A 14,746-nucleotide genomic window follows, 5' to 3' on the forward strand; every position below is an offset into this window, starting at 1 on the left:
GTATTGCGCGGGAGATTCCACATCATCCACCGAGTTCTCCACAGGAGTTGTGCACAGCAATCGCGGCGTTTCTCGCAGACTCTCCACAGAGTTATCCACAGGCTTGTTTGCGTGGAGGAGGGGTCGTCCATAGCGTGGGTGCATCCCATCGGGCACACCCGTGTCGTACCCCGCGTCCATGTCGGGGGTCCGTGATTCGATGCTGCCCGAGGTCGACATCCCGAAGGTTCACTGCGCTTCGCGTGCGTGAATCGTCCTGATGGGGAGTGCGTCCGATAGCGAGAAGGAGTGCCTGTGTCGATTGCCGACATCGCCGACGAGCGTCTCGGGGGAGCAAAGCCCCGGCCGGAGCGCACCCCGCCCCACGACATGCTCGCCGAGCAGAGCGCCCTCGGCGGCATGCTGCTCTCGAAGGACGCGGTGGCCGACGTCATCGAGACGCTGCGCGGGCCCGACTTCTACGTCCCGAAGCACGAGCTGATCTTCGAGGCGATCCTCACGCTGTACTCGCACGGCGAGCCGACCGACGTCGTCGCCGTCACCGACGAGCTCATCAAGACGGGTGAGCTGCAGCGCGCCGGCGGCGCCGACTACCTGCACACGCTCACCTCGATCGTGCCGACCGCGGCCAACGCCGGGTACTACGCGTCGATCGTCGCCGAGCGCGCGCTGCTGCGCCGCCTGGTCGAGGCGGGCACGCGCATCGTGCAGATGGGCTACGCGGGCGAGGGCGACCCGACCGAGCTCGTCAACAGCGCGCAGGCCGAGATCTACAACGTCTCGGGCGACGACAGCGCCGAGGACTACATCCCCCTGACGGTGGCAGTGGATGCCGCGGTCGACGAGATCGAGGCCGCTCGCGGTCGCGACGGGTCGATGACCGGCATCCCGACCGGCTTCGCCGGCCTCGATCAGCTGACGAACGGTCTGCACCCGGGGCAGATGATCGTGCTCGCCGCGCGTCCCGCCATGGGTAAGTCGACGCTCGCGCTCGACTTCGCCCGTGCCGCGGCGATCCGTAGCAACGCCCCGACGATCTTCTTCTCGCTCGAGATGGGGCGCAGCGAGATCGCGATGCGTCTGCTGAGCGCCGAGGGCGCGATCCCGCTGCAGAGCATGCGTAAGGGCACGCTCGATTCGCGCGACTGGACGACGGTCGCCGCCACGCGCGGTCGCATCAACGACGCTCCGCTCTACATCGACGACAGCCCGAACATGACGCTGGTCGAGATTCGGGCGAAGTGCCGTCGCCTGAAGCAGCGCGAGGGCCTGAAGATGGTCGTCATCGACTACCTGCAGCTGCTCACGAGCGGTAAGCGCGTGGAGTCGCGTCAGCAGGAGGTCAGTGAGTTCTCGCGTGCGCTGAAGCTGATGGCGAAAGAGCTCCAGGTTCCGGTCATCGCGCTGTCGCAGCTGAACCGTGGTGCCGAGCAGCGCGCCGACAAGAAGCCGGCACTCTCCGACCTGCGTGAGTCGGGATCGATCGAGCAGGATGCCGACATGGTGGTGCTCCTGCACCGCGAGGCCGCGTACGAGAAGGACAGCCCCCGCGCCGGCGAGGCCGACCTGATCGTGGCGAAGCACCGTAACGGTCCGACCGACACGATCACGGTCGCGTTCCAGGGCCACTACTCCCGGTTCGCCGACATGGCGCCGGGGATGTAGTCGGTTCGTCGACCGAACCGGGTGAATCGTGAAGCTCCTCCTGACCTCCGGCGGGATCACGAACGACAGCATTCGTGCCGCTCTCGTTGGACTGCTCGGTAAGCCCGTCGAGGAGTCTCGTGCGCTGGTGATCCCGTCCGCGCAGTGGGGACACCCGATGTGCACGCCCGAGAGCGTGTGGCGCACGGTGGCGGGCCGGTGGGGCGGCGACGCGCGCTTCGCCGACCTGGGCTGGAAGTCGGTCGGCGTCCTCGAGCTCACCGCGTTGCCCACCATCGACCGGGAACGTTGGGAGCCGTGGGTGCGCGAAGCCGACGTCCTGCTCGTGGATGGCGGCGAGGCGGTCTACCTCGCGCATTGGTTGCGCGAGGCGGGGTTGGCGGCGCTTCTCCCGTCGCTGTCCGACACGGTGTGGGTCGGAGTGAGCGCGGGGAGCATGGTGCTGACACCGCGCATCGGACCCGAGTTCGTCGAGTGGCAGCCGGGCGGCACCGACGAGACGCTCGGCGTCGTGAGCTTCTCGATCTTTCCGCACCTGGACTATCCGGGCTGGTCGTCGAACACGACGGAGAGCGCCCGCCGGTGGGCGGCGAAGATCGACGGACCGGCGTACGCGATGGACGACCAGACGGCCCTCGTGGTCGACGGCGAGGACGTTCGCGTGGTGTCGGAGGGGAACTGGGAGTTCTTCGACAGTGGCCCTGGTGAGCGCCATGCTGACCGATGATCGGGATGCCGCCTATTCCATCGTCAACGACCTGGCCGACTGGTCGGACTGGCAGCCGTTCTTCGATGCTGCGCTAGACGCGCCCCTGATGCCTGGCGTGTACCAAATGCGTCTTCGAGATGGGCTCATCGTCTATGTCGGAATGGCAAGGGAGCGCCGGGGACAGGGTATCCGCGGGAGGCTCTCGATGTACCGGCGCGGCAAGGGTGCGGTGAGTGGGTTCGGCGAGGCTGCGCTTGACCGTGCGCTCGCCGATGCCGATTTCATCGAAGAACACCTCGCGCGCGTGAGGACGGGGCAACCTGCGAGAACCGCGGTCTGGGCGCAGAACGCGATCCGATGGTTCGATGTGGAGGTGCGCTGGGTCGAGTGCGATACCGGGAAGGCCACATCGGTGTTGGAGAACGCCGCGATCGAGTTGCTGCTCGTGCACGGCATCTGGAACCGCGTAGCCGTGAAAGCGACCCGCGCACCAACACCCGTCGGCATCGTCATTGAACTCGCCGCGGGGCTTGGAGTCAGCAATCTGACCACGGTGGCTCGCCTGACCGACGAACTGGGCCTTGACGACGGAGGCAGGGCGGTTCGTCGCGCTCTGCGAAAGGGGTTCCCCGATCACAGGGGCAGCACGTCGTGGGATCCATTGGCGCCCGCTCATGTCGCGTATGTGCGCGCGCAGCTCGGTCGTCTGCACGGCTAGTTGACGGTCGTCGCGAACCGGCCGCAGAAGCTACCGACGCGTCCGAGTTCACTCACAGCGAGCGTCCGCTTCTGAGTGAGAGGTATCGCGCAGTCGGGGCCTATCATCGGCCACGTGAGCCCATGTCAAGCGCAATCGGCAGTGTCCGAGGAGTGCTCGATCGCCGCTTGGGGCTTAGTGGTTGGAGGTATTTCCCTCGTCGCGCATGAAATTACGACATTCCGGAAGGTGGCGTGAGCTGGAAGCACGTGGGTGTTGATTCGCCCGGCGAGCTCCATAGACCGAGGCGCCCAAAGGTTCGCGTGGAGCCGCATCGCGAGGTGGGGGATAGGAGTAGGATCCCAGCTCGTTCGTTCGTGAACGGGGCGCCCGTCGACCAGCCACACGATTCGGTCAGCGCTCCACCCAATGGCATATTGATGGAAGTCCTGGGTGGCATCGAAGCCAAGGTCGACCCAGTGCGGCGCGCCGCGGTAGCCGAATTCCATGGCCGTCCCCTCTTCGCCGGGATTGAAGTAGACGTTGGTCAGCATGCGAGTCGGATTTGTTCCTAGGATCTCGATATCGATCTCCTGGCGAGGTGAAGCACGGTGGAGGAAGAAGCCTGTGACCAGGCCCGGTCCTGCCGCCGCGCGGATCTCCGCCCGGAACCAGCCGTGCCTAAAGGACCGAGACGACGTGAAGGCCCCCGAGGTGAACCGTCGGCTGGTCCCCGTTCCGGCATCGAGAGCAATGCGAACGCCCTCGTCGCTGTACGACAAACGGTCCGGCGAGAACGATGCCAGATTTCCTGGAAACGTCTCCGTAACGCCAGGGAGCGACTTGGATGGGCTGGTCATGGAGGCGGAGATCACCAGCGCCCCGTCCTCTATGCGAACGGGACGAGCGGTTGGTTCCGTCGGACGCCAGTGCGCGGACGGTGGCAATACCCACGGGGAATCATCCATAGGAACCATCTCGCGCGGTGCCTTATCCTCCGTCACGCGAGGCGTGACGTCGACCCGACGAAAGAGTCGAGCGGAGCGAGGTGCTCCAAGTGGAAAGGCCTCGGCGGGGGCGGTGAGCTTCAGGAACCCGCACAGCGTCGACCAGAGACTGGTCTCAGCTCGGTCTGGATCGACGACTGCAATCCGCGACGGAGCTACGCGTGTGTGCAAGGTCGTGGCCGACCCGAGGTGGGAGCTCTCAACAATGAATCGCGTTTCGGCGGCGGCCATTGCGGCGGTCATCGTCGAAGTCAGCAATGGAGGGTCGACGAGGGCGTCGAACAATCCTAGTTCGTCTTGGAGCGCCACCGGCGACAATGGCTGCTCGTTCCAGTCGAATACACGCACCCTGAGCCCCAGCATCGAGAGGGCCATCGCGAGACTCTCGTGGTCCCCACGGCCAGTCCACGCCAGAACTCGCTCGGCACCGAGGACGCCCGCCTGCTTGATCGCATGACCTCCGTCGACGACTCCTGCTCGAGCCAAGTAGGGCATCACTGAGTAGGCGTTGTCGGACCCTCCGTCGAGTCTCTGCGCGATCGCTGGTGATGACATCGCAAGCACGTGGAGGTTTGCAAACTGGTAGTTCATCCATAGATCAACGGGACCCTTCACTGGCATCGAGCGCAGGAGTTTTTTCGCACCCGCTTGGGTGAGCACGTACCCGGACAAATGCCAGAGCCCGCGAACTGGCCGAAAGATCCCGCCGCCCTCATCGACACGTAACGCTGTGCCTCCGGCGTCGGCGTAGGAAACGAACAGGATGTCCGGCCTCCCAGCCGCGGCCGAGCGCTGATCAATCTCTCGCCACGCCTCGTTCATGGCGGCGCGTGCCGCGGGCTTGAACCAAGCGTCATCCTCGAGGATCAGCACACGTGAATCGGCGCCGCTCGCGATCGACTTCCAGGCCTCGATATGGGATCTCGCGACAGCGACCTCCTGTCGCGACATGCGGACCGGCTCGTCTGCCGAGAACGACTGCGCCAATCGCTCGTCAGGTTGAACAAACAATTGATCACCCACGTGGTACAGGGCGTCAACATCTGCCGTTGCTGCGACGGCGCGCCCGTCGCGCGCGTCGATTGCGGCAACTCTGCGCACAATGGACGTGAGGTTATCGCCGTCGGCCGTCGTGAAACGTCGGAGCTCACGGACGACGCGCCGCCATCGTTCCGATTGTCGATCCAAATTGATCACGAATACTGCCTCTATCCGATGGCCGCCACGCCCAAATGCGTCGATGCGTCCGCCCGGAAGTAGGGTGACTGTCGCCCGCCATGCTCCGAATGCGGCTGCCCAGAGAGGGTGAAGTGCCTTTGCTAGATTCATGGATCCGGGAAGCCTTTCGTCTAGCTGGGGCCGATGTTACGCCAATTGCGGGCATCATTTCGATATTCGAGATCCCAAAACGGCTCCGAGGTTGTGTACCACTCGAGCAGAATATTGAAGTCTGCTGGTTCACCGGCTATCGCAAGAACTCGAGCGTGCGCAGCAAGGGATGCTGTGAGGTTCCCCGGTCCCGTGGTCGATTGGATCTCGAGGTAAGATTTATTGCGAAGAAGAGTGTCGGTCGCTCGATCGAGCGCACGCTTTATTGCACGGTGATTTGGCGGCGCCGCAATGGGGTTGTTGTTCAAGTAGAAAATCTTGTCGCTCGTCGGTAGGTCGACGTTAAGCAATTCTTCCATCGCTACCATCGAGTGAACATTCAGGTCGTACGCGAGCGGCTGCAGGAGGAGTCGGCGGTCGTCGAAGATCTGGCGCCACCCGTCCCCCAAGAGCACGTCGTCCGCGTCGACGTAGAGACCGCCGTCGGCAAGGATGAAGCACATTCTGAAAAAGTCACTCCGCATCGCCGGGTGGTGGCACCGGTCGAAGGCAGCCACGGCTCGCTCGTCGAAGTGCTCAGAGATGTAGGCACGTGCCGCTGAGTCGCCGAATAACCTGAACTCAACACCCTCGTCGTGCAGGGGCAGCCATGTCGCAAGGCAGTGGGCGACGTCCTGAGGTATGTCGCTGGGGTCGTGCCAATATCGGACCAGTGTTCGAGGGATGGTCGATGACCCAGCGACGGGGCCCACAACGCCCCGAGCGGCGTTCCGCGAGATCTGATCGATTGTAATTGCTCGTATGTAGTCAGAACGGACGAGGTCGTCCTCCTCAAATCCAAGGGGCGGCTGCGGCTGTGGCCCGTTCTGATCAGCGTCGGTTGGAGAGTTCATCTGTGGACCTGCTCGCGGAAACCGAGGTATGGACGTGAATCCCGTCGCAGGAAGGCCTTGTCGTTCACCACGAATCCGTCCAGACCGTGTTCCCACGCATACGTGTCCATGTCGACGAGGTTGTTGATACAGCCCTTGCCGTTGAAGTTTAGTGAGGTATTACATAGGACACCGAAGCCCGTGCGCGCCTTGAACTCAACGAGCAGGTCGAACAGGGCCGCGTTTGAGCTCTGGCTGACGGTCTGCAGACGTGCCGATCCGTTGACGTGCGTCACCGCAGGCAACGCATCGGTGGTTGCCTGTGATGTGTAGAGCATGAATGGACTTTCACGGTCCATGCCGAACCAGCGTGCCGCATCGTCCTCCAGGCAGACGGGGGCAATCGGCCGGAATTGCTCCCGCTGTTTGATCTCGTTGAGACGAATCCTTGTCGCGTCATTGAACGGCGCGGCGAGAATCGATCGATTGCCGAGTGCTCTTGGCCCGATTTCGTATCGGCCATTCGCCCAGCCAAGAATGAGTCCTCCACTAAGAAGTTCAGCCACATCCGCCACCGAGACATCCTGGACGTCGTAACGTCCGTTCACGACAGCCCCATCCATCGCGAACGGAAGGCCGGAGTAAACATCCCAGTCAATCTTCGCGTTCCTTGTGAAGTGGAACTGGGCATCGATAGCCGTACCAATTGCTGAGCCGGAGTCATTCGGGACAGGAGGGACGAAGACATCGGAGAACAGTCCTGTAGCTCGCCATTTGGCATTCCAGTCGCAGTTGAGTCCGCAGCCACCCGCGATGATGAGCGGCAGCCCGTGGCGAAGGTTTGCCTCGGCGAAGTTCGCGAAGGTGTCGAATATGCGATCGCTATAGATGCCCGCAAAGTTGCGGAACTCTTCATCCTCGACCCCGACGTTGAAGTAGGGTGTAGAGTCCAATTGAGAGTATAGGTCCAGCCGAACGTCGTCGGATCCCAGAAGAAATCTCATGAGTTCTTCTTCGTCATCGGTGGCATCGGACCTCTGGGAGAAAGAGGCCAGCGCCATGAGTTTGCCAGCATCCGAGAGTCGTGAGAACGGCGCATCCTTTGGGAAGGTGGGGTCCGCAAGACCGTAGATGGATGCATAGCGGTTTCCTGGCTGATTCATTACATTGGAAACAAGCTTGATGTTCACCCCGCTATCGATAGCGTAAAATGCACCTATGGCCCCCTCCCAAATGAGCGCATAGCATGGCTCACCTTGAGGGATCGGAGACATTCCGTAGGCGCAGAGTAGATGTGATCGCTCGTGGGATGAGGAAAAGTAGTCGACGTCCGTCCCCATGAAAATGGCCCGGCCAATAATCATGTCGCTTCTCTCGAGGCCGCGATATCCGACGTGCCTCGTGCGTCCAGCCGGGCGCGCCTCGCGAGGCCACCATCCTCCCGCTGCGAGCACGTCGGGTGTGCGCTCCAGGCGAGATAATGCGTCCAGCATGTCGGAACTCGAGAGCGGCGAGTAACGGTAGTTTGAGTCCTTCTCAGCTTCGATCGACGAAACGAGCCTGCCGTCTTGCAGATGGGCGACCGCACCGTCATGGCCGGGGTTGTACGCGACGATGTCCATGGTTGACACCCTTCATGAATGCGGGCTGATCGGCGGCGTGGAGAGATTCGGTTTGCGTAGCGATGCCTTCTGGATGACTCTGCTCCACATTCAGCGATTGCGCTGGCTTCGACTCGCTCTTCTTGTATCTCGTGGGCGCGCCGGCTCCTGCCAGTCGAATCACTGTCGGACGGCGCCGCGCGACGGTCTGGAGGGCTGTCCTATCTGGGCGAACCTAGCGAACGGGCGTGCCTCGGGTGGCGTTCTCGTGAGGTGATAGGTCGTTCCAGCTGCGACTGGCGCTCGACAATCACTCCACCCAGAACCCCACCGCGCACAACAACCGCGTCTCGTCGTCGGCATCCGTGGGCGGCTCGATCGCGGGCGGGAACACGCCCCACTGGCGCCACTCGTCGGCGTGCGGCACGACGTGCTCGTTGAGCCCGGCGATGAGCTCGGGGGAGAGGTGGAACGGGATGCCGAAGTGCTTCGCGATCGAGTACGCCTGGAACGCGCGGTAGGTCGCCATGTGCGCGAAGCCTTCGGTCGCGGGATAGTCGCCGTACGTGAATCGGAACGTCTCCGCGAAGTCGCCCGCGCGCACGGCGGCCGTCGCCGCGTCGTTGAGAGCGTCGTACGACGCGATCGGGTCGTCGCCGAGGAGGTCGGCGTCGGCGTACGGGTCGCCGTTGGCGGACGCGCGGCCGGCGATGACGTCCGGGATCCACGCCTCGTCGTACGCGTGGCGCCCGATGATGTCGCGGAGCGTGGGCGACGGCAACTGCGTCCACTCCTGCGGCGCGGGGGCCGAGAAATCGGCGGGATCGATGCGGTCGATGACGTCGCGCAGCGCGGCGTCGGAGAGGAGGAAGAGCTCGTCCGTTTCCATGGCGCCGACCGTACTCCCGGCCACCGACACGGACCAGACCCGCGGAGTACAGTTCATCCAGCCGTGCTGAGACTCAAGGAGGTGGTCCCCGTGAACCAATCGACGTGGGTGCTCCTCCGCGGAGTCACGGTCCGGCGCTAAGTCGCCCGGGAGCACCCCCACCCCGTGCTCCCGAAAGGCAAGACCATGCGCTTTCACCACACACACCCTGCTCGACGACGGCATCCTCGAGCGCGAATTCACGCTCGCCGACTTCACCGGCATCCTGTGGATGCCACCGACCGCCACTCCGTCATCCCCGGCGCCGCTGCTCCTCCTGAACCAACCCGGCGGCTTCGGCACGCGCCGGATGTATCCGCGGCTCGTCGCCCGCGCGAAAGCCGCCGCGGCGGAGGGCTTCGCGTGCGTGACGATCGAACTCCCCGGCACCGGTGATCGCCCGCCGCTGCCCGGCGCGGACGAGGCTCGCGCCGACCTGCGCGCGGCGCTCGCCGCGGGTGAGAAGCCGAGCGCCGACGTGATCGACCGGCTCATCCTTCCGCTCGTCGACGAGGCTGTCCCCGACTGGCAGACCACGCTGGATGCCGTCCAGACGCTGCCCGAGATCGGCAGCGGGGTCGGCTTCTCCGGCGGAGTCATCGCCGTCGGCGTCCGGCTCGCCGCGACCGATCCGCGCATCGCCGCCGCGGGGCTCTTCGCCGGGAGTTACGTGCCCTGCTCGACGATGGAGGAGGCGCGGGGGATCGGCATCCCGATCCATGTCCTTCTGCAGTGGGACGACGAGGGCAACGACCGTCAGGCGGCCCTCGACCTGTTTGACGCGTTCGCCTCGCGTGAGAAGACGCTCGTCGCCAACATGGGCGGGCACACGGGTGTGCCGGCGTTCGCGGGAGAGGATGCCGGGCGGTTCTTCGTCCGGCACCTGACGAGCTGACGCGTCAGCGCGTCGCCACGGACGCGAGCCGCGCCTCGACCACCTGCCGGATCGCGGCGAGGCCGACGTCAGAGCCCAGGGTCTCGGCATCCGGAATCTCGGTCGTCGTCGGGCGGACGCCGAGCAGCATCTCCTCGAACGCCGGCGAGATGGACGCTCCGAGGATCGCTGTCGCGTGCGCTTTCGCGTCGGGCGCACTGAGATCCAGGATGCCGGTGATGTAGGCGCTCAGCGTCGACGCGGTGCTCTCGAAGAAGACGGCGTGGATGCGGCGCGCGGCCTCGGGGAATTGATCGGCGACGGTGACCGCGAGTCGGAACGTCTGGAGGATCGGCGCCCACGCGAGCATCTGCAGGAACCGCGCGCTGAAGAGGGTGACGGCCTCGACGGGCTCGTCGGCGTAGTCGGAGGGGGTGCGCATGCGGCCCTGGAAGAGGTCGTCGACCCGGTCGATGACGGCCAGGAACAGGGCGTCCTTGGTGGGGAAGTGGGCGTAGAGCGACCGCTTCGAGGTCTCGGCGCGGGCGGCGACGGCATCCATCGACGTCCGCTCGAAGCCGTTCTCGAGAAAGAGGGCTTTCGCGGAATCGAGGATGTGCGCGCGGAGGGCGTCGCCGCGACGTGCCATGGGATCCTTCCCGAAGTAAACGGTACGGTGTAGTTTACTTACGAACTCGCCGAACATAAGGAGCTCCCCACCATGATCGTCGTGACTGCCCCCACCAGCACCATCGGACGCCAGCTCGTCGCGCGTCTGCTCGAGCACGATGAGCCGGTGCGGGTCATCGTCCGCGATCCGTCGAAGCTGACGGATGCCGTGCGCGAACGCGTCGAGGTGGTGGTCGGCTCGCATCGCGATCGGGGAGTCCTGGATGCCGCTCTGCCCGGTGCCGATGCGCTGTTCTGGCTCATGCCGGCCGATCACTCCGCGCCCGACATCTTCGACACGTATGTGACGGCGAGCATCCCGGGGGCGGAGGCCGTGCATCGGCACGGGGTGGAGCGCGTGGTCATCGTGTCGGCGCTCGGGCGCGGTTCGGGGCTATACGCGGGTCACGTGTCGGCCTCGCTCGCGATGGAGGATCTGTTCCGTTCGACCGGCGTGCACGTGCGGGCGCTCGCGAACCCGTCGTTCATGGACAACGTGCTGCGCCAGCTGCCGTCGCTGCGGGCGGGCGTCCTGACGGGCACGCACCCGGCAGACCTCGCCCTTCCCGCGGTCGCGACGCGGGACATCGCGGACATCGCCGAACGGCTGCTGCGCGACCGCGGATGGGTCGGGCAGGACACGGTAGACCTCCTCGGCGCCGCAGACGTCTCGCTCGCCGAGATGGCCGCGACCCTGAGCGAGGTGCTGGGCACGCCGATCCGGTACGAGCGCGGCTCACGCGACGAGACCAAGAACACCATGATCGGCTACGGATTCTCGGATGCCGTCGCCCAGGCGATGATCGACATGGATGCCGCGAAAGAGAACGGTCTCGACCTCGTCGTGCCCCGTACGCCCGAGAACACGACCCCGACGACGTTCCGGCAGTTCGCGGAGGAGGTCATCGCGCCGGCGTTCGCGGGCTGAGCGTCGCTCGCCGCTGACGCAGCGCGACCCCCACGTCCACCGCCGCCCCCATACAGATCGTCGCATCCGCCACGTGTGACGCCCCCTGCACCTGATCCGCGAAAGGTCTCTTCCTGGGGTGATCTGGTAGGCGAAGCCAGTGGCCGCTGCGCGTGCTTGGCGTATACATTCGCCCGCGTGCGTCTGAAGTCGGAATCCGGCGCATGAGTTACAAAATCATCTGGGGGGGGGCGATCATGGTTGATCGTGGTCGGGCCTCACGCGAAGGCCATTTCGCCGTGGCGGCCGTGAAACTTTCCGCGCCGCTGTTCGCCATCGCGGTGCTTGCGACAGCATGTGTGGCGACGACTGGACACACAGATCCGCAAGGCGCGACTTCGACGGCGAAACTTGCATCGTCTCTGAAGGATCTGTTCACGCAATGGCTCACTTCGCCGGATTCCACCGAATATGATACGCGCGTTCTTCGAGAAGCTACGGAGACGGGTTTCATTACACAGGCGCAGTATCAAGAAGCGCTCGATCTGTATACGGATTGCATGTCCGAAGCCGGATACGAGCTCCAGCAGACTCGATACCCGACGGGCGTCGTAAACCTGCAGCCTCCACCTGTTGTCGAAGACGTCGATGCTTTGATGGCGTCGGACCGATTCTGTCGAGAAAAGACGTCGGTCTATGTGGTGGCGGGGTTCGAGACGCAGCAAGGAAACCCCAACCTGTACGCGGACGCGGCGACGATCGCGTACACGTGTTTGAAAGACAATTCGCTGATCGCCAGTGATGTCACGGTTGAGCAAGTCTCGGTGTTTCTCACGGATAGTCTCCAGAACCAATACCCGTTCGACGTGCACGACCTGGGTGTGAAGTCATGCTTCTACGCAGCGGGGATGGTCTACGACATTGACGGTCCGAAGTGAATCCTCGGGGTCGTGATTCCTCTCGTCGTGACCGCGGGACGGGCAGCCGGCTCTCTTCTTTGCCGGTCGTTCAATCTGCCGGTCTGAATCGGAGCCGAGCGCCCGGGATGGCCAGCGGGCAGCTCGCGTCTCTCGGTACGCGCGGGTGCGGGAGCCGGCACCTTCAGCGCCGCGGCGACTGACGGATCCGCAGCGCCAACCCGACGGCCACCGCCGCCCCCACACAGATCGCCGCATTCACCACGAGCGCCGCGCTCACCCCCGCGGCCACCGCCGCGCTCGCCGCGACGATCGCCGACATGACCGGTGTGCCGACGGTGATGCCGATCTGCTGACTCATCGTCGCGATACCGGTCGCGAGGCCTTGTTCTTGATCCCGGATGCCAGTGGTCGCGGTGACCATGAAGCCGACGATCGCAACGAGGTTGGCGACTCCGCCGATGAACGTTCCGACGAGCACGACGACGAGCCAGCCCGAAAACTGGTCGAGGAAGGCCAGGGACAGGGTCGCCGCGGCCTGCACGACGAGTCCCGCGACGATCGCGCGGGTCGCGCCGATCCGGGCGATCGCGCGGGGTGCGACCAGTCCGCCGATGACGGTGCCGGCGCCGAGCACGGCGAAGACGAGGCCGGCCTGCAGGGGGCTGAATCCCCGGACGTTCTGCAGGTACAACGTGAGCAGGAACACCACCGACGTCTCGGTCGCGAAGGCGATCACGCCGGCGAGGTTGCCCCACGCGGTCGTCCGGCGGCGCAGCACGGCCAGCGGCACGAGCGGATCCCGCACCACCCGCTCGGTGAGCACGAACGCGACGACCATGACCGCGGCGAACGTCAGCGCGCCCCAACTCCGGGCATCGGCCCACGAGTGCTCGCTCGCCTGCGTGAGCCCGAACACCGCGGCCGCGAGGGCGAGCGTGACGGTGATCGCGCCGACGAGGTCGAGGCGCGGCCGCTCGTCGGCCCGGGTTTCGCGCAGCACCGCGGGGGCGATCGCCAGCACGACCACCGCGACGATGACGTTGACGAAGAACGCCCACCGCCAGCTGACGAGGTCGGTGAGCAGTCCGCCGAGCACCGCGCCGGTCGTGAAGCCGGCGGCCATGATGGCGCCGTTGAGGCCGAGGGCGCAGTCGCGCAGCCGCCCCTCGGGGAACGACGTGGTCAGCAGCGACAGCGCCGCGGGAGTGACCGCCGCGGTCGCGATGCCCTGCGCCACGCGCGCCACGATGAGCACCCACGGTTCGCCGGCGAGCCCGCCGACGAGCGACGCGACGCCGAGCAGCGCGATGCCGACGAGGAACTGGCGTCGGCGACCGAATAGGTCGGCGAGGCGTCCGAAGAACAACGTGAAGCCGGCCGCGCACACCGCGAACGACGTCGCGATCCACTGCAGGTCGGCGAGGCCGAAGCCGACCTCCGCGCCGATCCGTGGCAGGGCGACGTTGAGGATCGAGAAGTCCACCGCGAGCGTGAAGCTCGCCGTGAGCAGGACGAAGAGCGCCAGGCGCTGACGGATGCCAAGAGCCTCGGGCTGCGCGGCACTGGTGGACGTGGTGAGTGGGGTCATGGCATCCACTCTTCGAAGGGGGATTCGGGGGAGCCAGGACTCGGGTGGGGGTACCACTCGCAGGGGCAGGCTCGGCGTGGGTGGGGTGAAGCAGACTGGGGGGATGCCGCAGCGGGGACGGGTGTCGAGCGAGTTGGGGGACTTTCTGCGCAGTCGGCGGGATGCCGTGACTCCCGAGGCGGTGGGGGTGTCGTCGTGGGGGCAGCGGCGGGTTCCGGGGCTGCGGCGCGAGGAGTTGGCGCAGATCGCGGGGATATCGGTGAACTACTACACGCGGCTCGAGCAGGGGCAGTCGTCGAACGCGAGTGACGCGATCATCGAGGCGCTCGCGCGGGCGCTTGACCTCGACGACGACGAGCGACGGCATCTGTTCGAGCTGGCGCGTCCGGTTCCCGCGCGGCGGAAGCGGGTGTCGCGCGCGGAGGTGGCGGTGCCGGGGGCGTTGGCGCTGCTGGCGTCGATGCCGTCGGTGCCGGCGTTGCTGCTGGGGCGGCGGAATGACGTGTTGGCGTGGAATCCGCTCGGGCATGCGCTGGTGGCGGGGCATCTGGCGTTCACGGATCCGGATGATCCGGCGACGCGTCCGAACCAGATGCGGCTGCTGTTCCTCGACCGGCACACGCGTGAGTTGCACCGTGACTGGGCGGACGAGGCGGCGTCGGCGGTGGCGTCGTTGCGGTTTGTGGCGGGGCAGTATCCGGACGATCGCGCGCTCGCCGAGCTCGTGGGGGAGTTGTCGATGAATAGTCGGGAGTTCGCGCGCCTGTGGGCAAAGCATGACGTGCGGTTGTGTTCGAGCGGGACGAAGCGGTTGCACCACCCGCAGGTGGGCGACCTCGACCTGCATTACGAGGTGTTGCACCTGCCCGACAGCAACGGCCAGCGGCTGCTCACGCATACGGCGGCGGTGGGGAGTGCAGCGGCGGATGCGCTGGCGGTACTCGGGTGAGGGTGGGAAGGCTGGTCATTCGGGCCCGACG

The 14,746-nt window shown here is 65.4% G+C and carries 13 protein-coding genes; 7 read left to right on the top strand and 6 right to left on the bottom strand.

Annotated elements, in window-relative coordinates:
* Positions 1–294: 294 nt before the first annotated feature.
* From dnaB to RKD05_RS06325, 3 genes are read left to right on the top strand one after another with little or no spacing between them, the layout of a single operon-like run.
* On the top strand, positions 295–1,665 hold the full coding sequence (gene dnaB, locus RKD05_RS06315; RefSeq protein ID WP_063258248.1) for a replicative DNA helicase: 1,371 nt from the start codon (positions 295–297) through the stop codon (positions 1,663–1,665).
* A 28-nt stretch (positions 1,666–1,693) separates the two neighbouring features.
* On the top strand, positions 1,694–2,392 hold the full coding sequence (locus tag RKD05_RS06320; protein WP_424708773.1) for a Type 1 glutamine amidotransferase-like domain-containing protein: 699 nt from the start codon (positions 1,694–1,696) through the stop codon (positions 2,390–2,392).
* A complete protein-coding gene (locus RKD05_RS06325; RefSeq protein WP_424708774.1) occupies positions 2,370–3,092 on the top strand; it encodes a hypothetical protein in 723 nt (240 codons plus the stop codon). The genes RKD05_RS06320 and RKD05_RS06325 overlap by 23 nt, the downstream gene beginning before the upstream one ends.
* A 125-nt stretch (positions 3,093–3,217) precedes the next feature.
* Here RKD05_RS06325 and RKD05_RS06330 read toward each other — a convergent pair whose 3' ends face one another.
* The 4 genes from RKD05_RS06330 to RKD05_RS06345 all read right to left on the bottom strand — a co-directional run bounded on the left by RKD05_RS06330 (position 3,218) and on the right by RKD05_RS06345 (position 8,769).
* The gene (locus tag RKD05_RS06330; RefSeq protein ID WP_424708776.1) at positions 3,218–5,275 is read right to left on the bottom strand and encodes a family 16 glycosylhydrolase; all 2,058 of its coding nucleotides are present in this window, start codon (positions 5,273–5,275) and stop codon (positions 3,218–3,220) included.
* Positions 5,276–5,427: 152 nt separating this feature from the next.
* Positions 5,428–6,300, bottom strand: a complete 873-nt coding sequence (locus tag RKD05_RS06335; protein WP_424708777.1) for a glycosyltransferase family 32 protein — start codon at positions 6,298–6,300, stop codon at positions 5,428–5,430.
* Complete coding sequence (locus tag RKD05_RS06340; protein WP_424708779.1) at positions 6,297–7,901, bottom strand: carbamoyltransferase C-terminal domain-containing protein; 1,605 nt, start codon at positions 7,899–7,901, stop codon at positions 6,297–6,299. Before RKD05_RS06340 ends, RKD05_RS06335 begins: the two co-directional genes overlap by 4 nt.
* 289 nt (positions 7,902–8,190) lie before the next feature.
* The gene (locus RKD05_RS06345; RefSeq protein ID WP_424708781.1) at positions 8,191–8,769 is read right to left on the bottom strand and encodes a hypothetical protein; all 579 of its coding nucleotides are present in this window, start codon (positions 8,767–8,769) and stop codon (positions 8,191–8,193) included.
* A 271-nt stretch (positions 8,770–9,040) separates the two neighbouring features.
* On the opposite strand from RKD05_RS06345, the gene RKD05_RS06350 reads away from it, so the two are divergent.
* A complete protein-coding gene (locus RKD05_RS06350) occupies positions 9,041–9,703 on the top strand; it encodes an alpha/beta hydrolase (RefSeq protein ID WP_424708783.1) in 663 nt (220 codons plus the stop codon).
* A gap of 4 nt (positions 9,704–9,707) precedes the next feature.
* On the opposite strand, the gene RKD05_RS06355 is transcribed toward RKD05_RS06350, so the two are convergent.
* Complete coding sequence (locus tag RKD05_RS06355; protein WP_424708785.1) at positions 9,708–10,331, bottom strand: TetR/AcrR family transcriptional regulator; 624 nt, start codon at positions 10,329–10,331, stop codon at positions 9,708–9,710.
* 72 nt (positions 10,332–10,403) lie between these two features.
* Here RKD05_RS06355 and RKD05_RS06360 point away from each other — a divergent pair, with 72 nt between their 5' ends.
* Together RKD05_RS06360 and RKD05_RS06365 are read left to right on the top strand one after the other, a co-directional pair.
* Positions 10,404–11,279 (top strand): NAD(P)H-binding protein, encoded by an 876-nt coding sequence (locus RKD05_RS06360; RefSeq protein WP_424708787.1) that lies wholly within the window; start codon positions 10,404–10,406, stop codon positions 11,277–11,279.
* Between the two features lie 203 nt (positions 11,280–11,482).
* A complete protein-coding gene (locus tag RKD05_RS06365) occupies positions 11,483–12,196 on the top strand; it encodes a hypothetical protein (protein WP_424708788.1) in 714 nt (237 codons plus the stop codon).
* Between the two features lie 163 nt (positions 12,197–12,359).
* Here RKD05_RS06365 and RKD05_RS06370 read toward each other — a convergent pair whose 3' ends face one another.
* Positions 12,360–13,766: an MFS transporter gene (locus RKD05_RS06370; RefSeq protein WP_424708790.1), complete on the bottom strand. Its 1,407-nt coding sequence runs from the start codon at positions 13,764–13,766 to the stop codon at positions 12,360–12,362.
* Between the two features lie 103 nt (positions 13,767–13,869).
* On the opposite strand from RKD05_RS06370, the gene RKD05_RS06375 reads away from it, so the two are divergent.
* Positions 13,870–14,715, top strand: coding sequence for a helix-turn-helix transcriptional regulator (locus tag RKD05_RS06375; protein WP_424708791.1), 846 nt, complete (start codon positions 13,870–13,872; stop codon positions 14,713–14,715).
* The last annotated feature ends 31 nt before the right edge of the window (positions 14,716–14,746 follow it).

Origin of the sequence: Microbacterium sp. SLBN-111 (assembly GCF_049739645.1) — a bacterium.
GTDB lineage: Bacteria > Actinomycetota > Actinomycetes > Actinomycetales > Microbacteriaceae > Microbacterium.

Bases quoted from the DNA above. Each gene is read 5' to 3' on its own strand.
- RKD05_RS06335 (WP_424708777.1), bottom strand. From the start codon at position 6,300: ATGAACTCTCCAACCGACGCTGATCAGAACGGGCCACAGCCGCAGCCG.
- RKD05_RS06340 (WP_424708779.1), bottom strand. From the start codon at position 7,901: ATGGACATCGTCGCGTACAACCCCGGCCATGACGGTGCGGTCGCCCAT.
- RKD05_RS06345 (WP_424708781.1), bottom strand. From the start codon at position 8,769: ATGGAAACGGACGAGCTCTTCCTCCTCTCCGACGCCGCGCTGCGCGAC.
- RKD05_RS06350 (WP_424708783.1), top strand. From the start codon at position 9,041: ATGCCACCGACCGCCACTCCGTCATCCCCGGCGCCGCTGCTCCTCCTG.
- RKD05_RS06355 (WP_424708785.1), bottom strand. From the start codon at position 10,331: ATGGCACGTCGCGGCGACGCCCTCCGCGCGCACATCCTCGATTCCGCG.
- RKD05_RS06360 (WP_424708787.1), top strand. From the start codon at position 10,404: ATGATCGTCGTGACTGCCCCCACCAGCACCATCGGACGCCAGCTCGTC.
- RKD05_RS06365 (WP_424708788.1), top strand. From the start codon at position 11,483: ATGAGTTACAAAATCATCTGGGGGGGGGCGATCATGGTTGATCGTGGT.
- RKD05_RS06370 (WP_424708790.1), bottom strand. From the start codon at position 13,766: ATGACCCCACTCACCACGTCCACCAGTGCCGCGCAGCCCGAGGCTCTT.
- RKD05_RS06375 (WP_424708791.1), top strand. From the start codon at position 13,870: ATGCCGCAGCGGGGACGGGTGTCGAGCGAGTTGGGGGACTTTCTGCGC.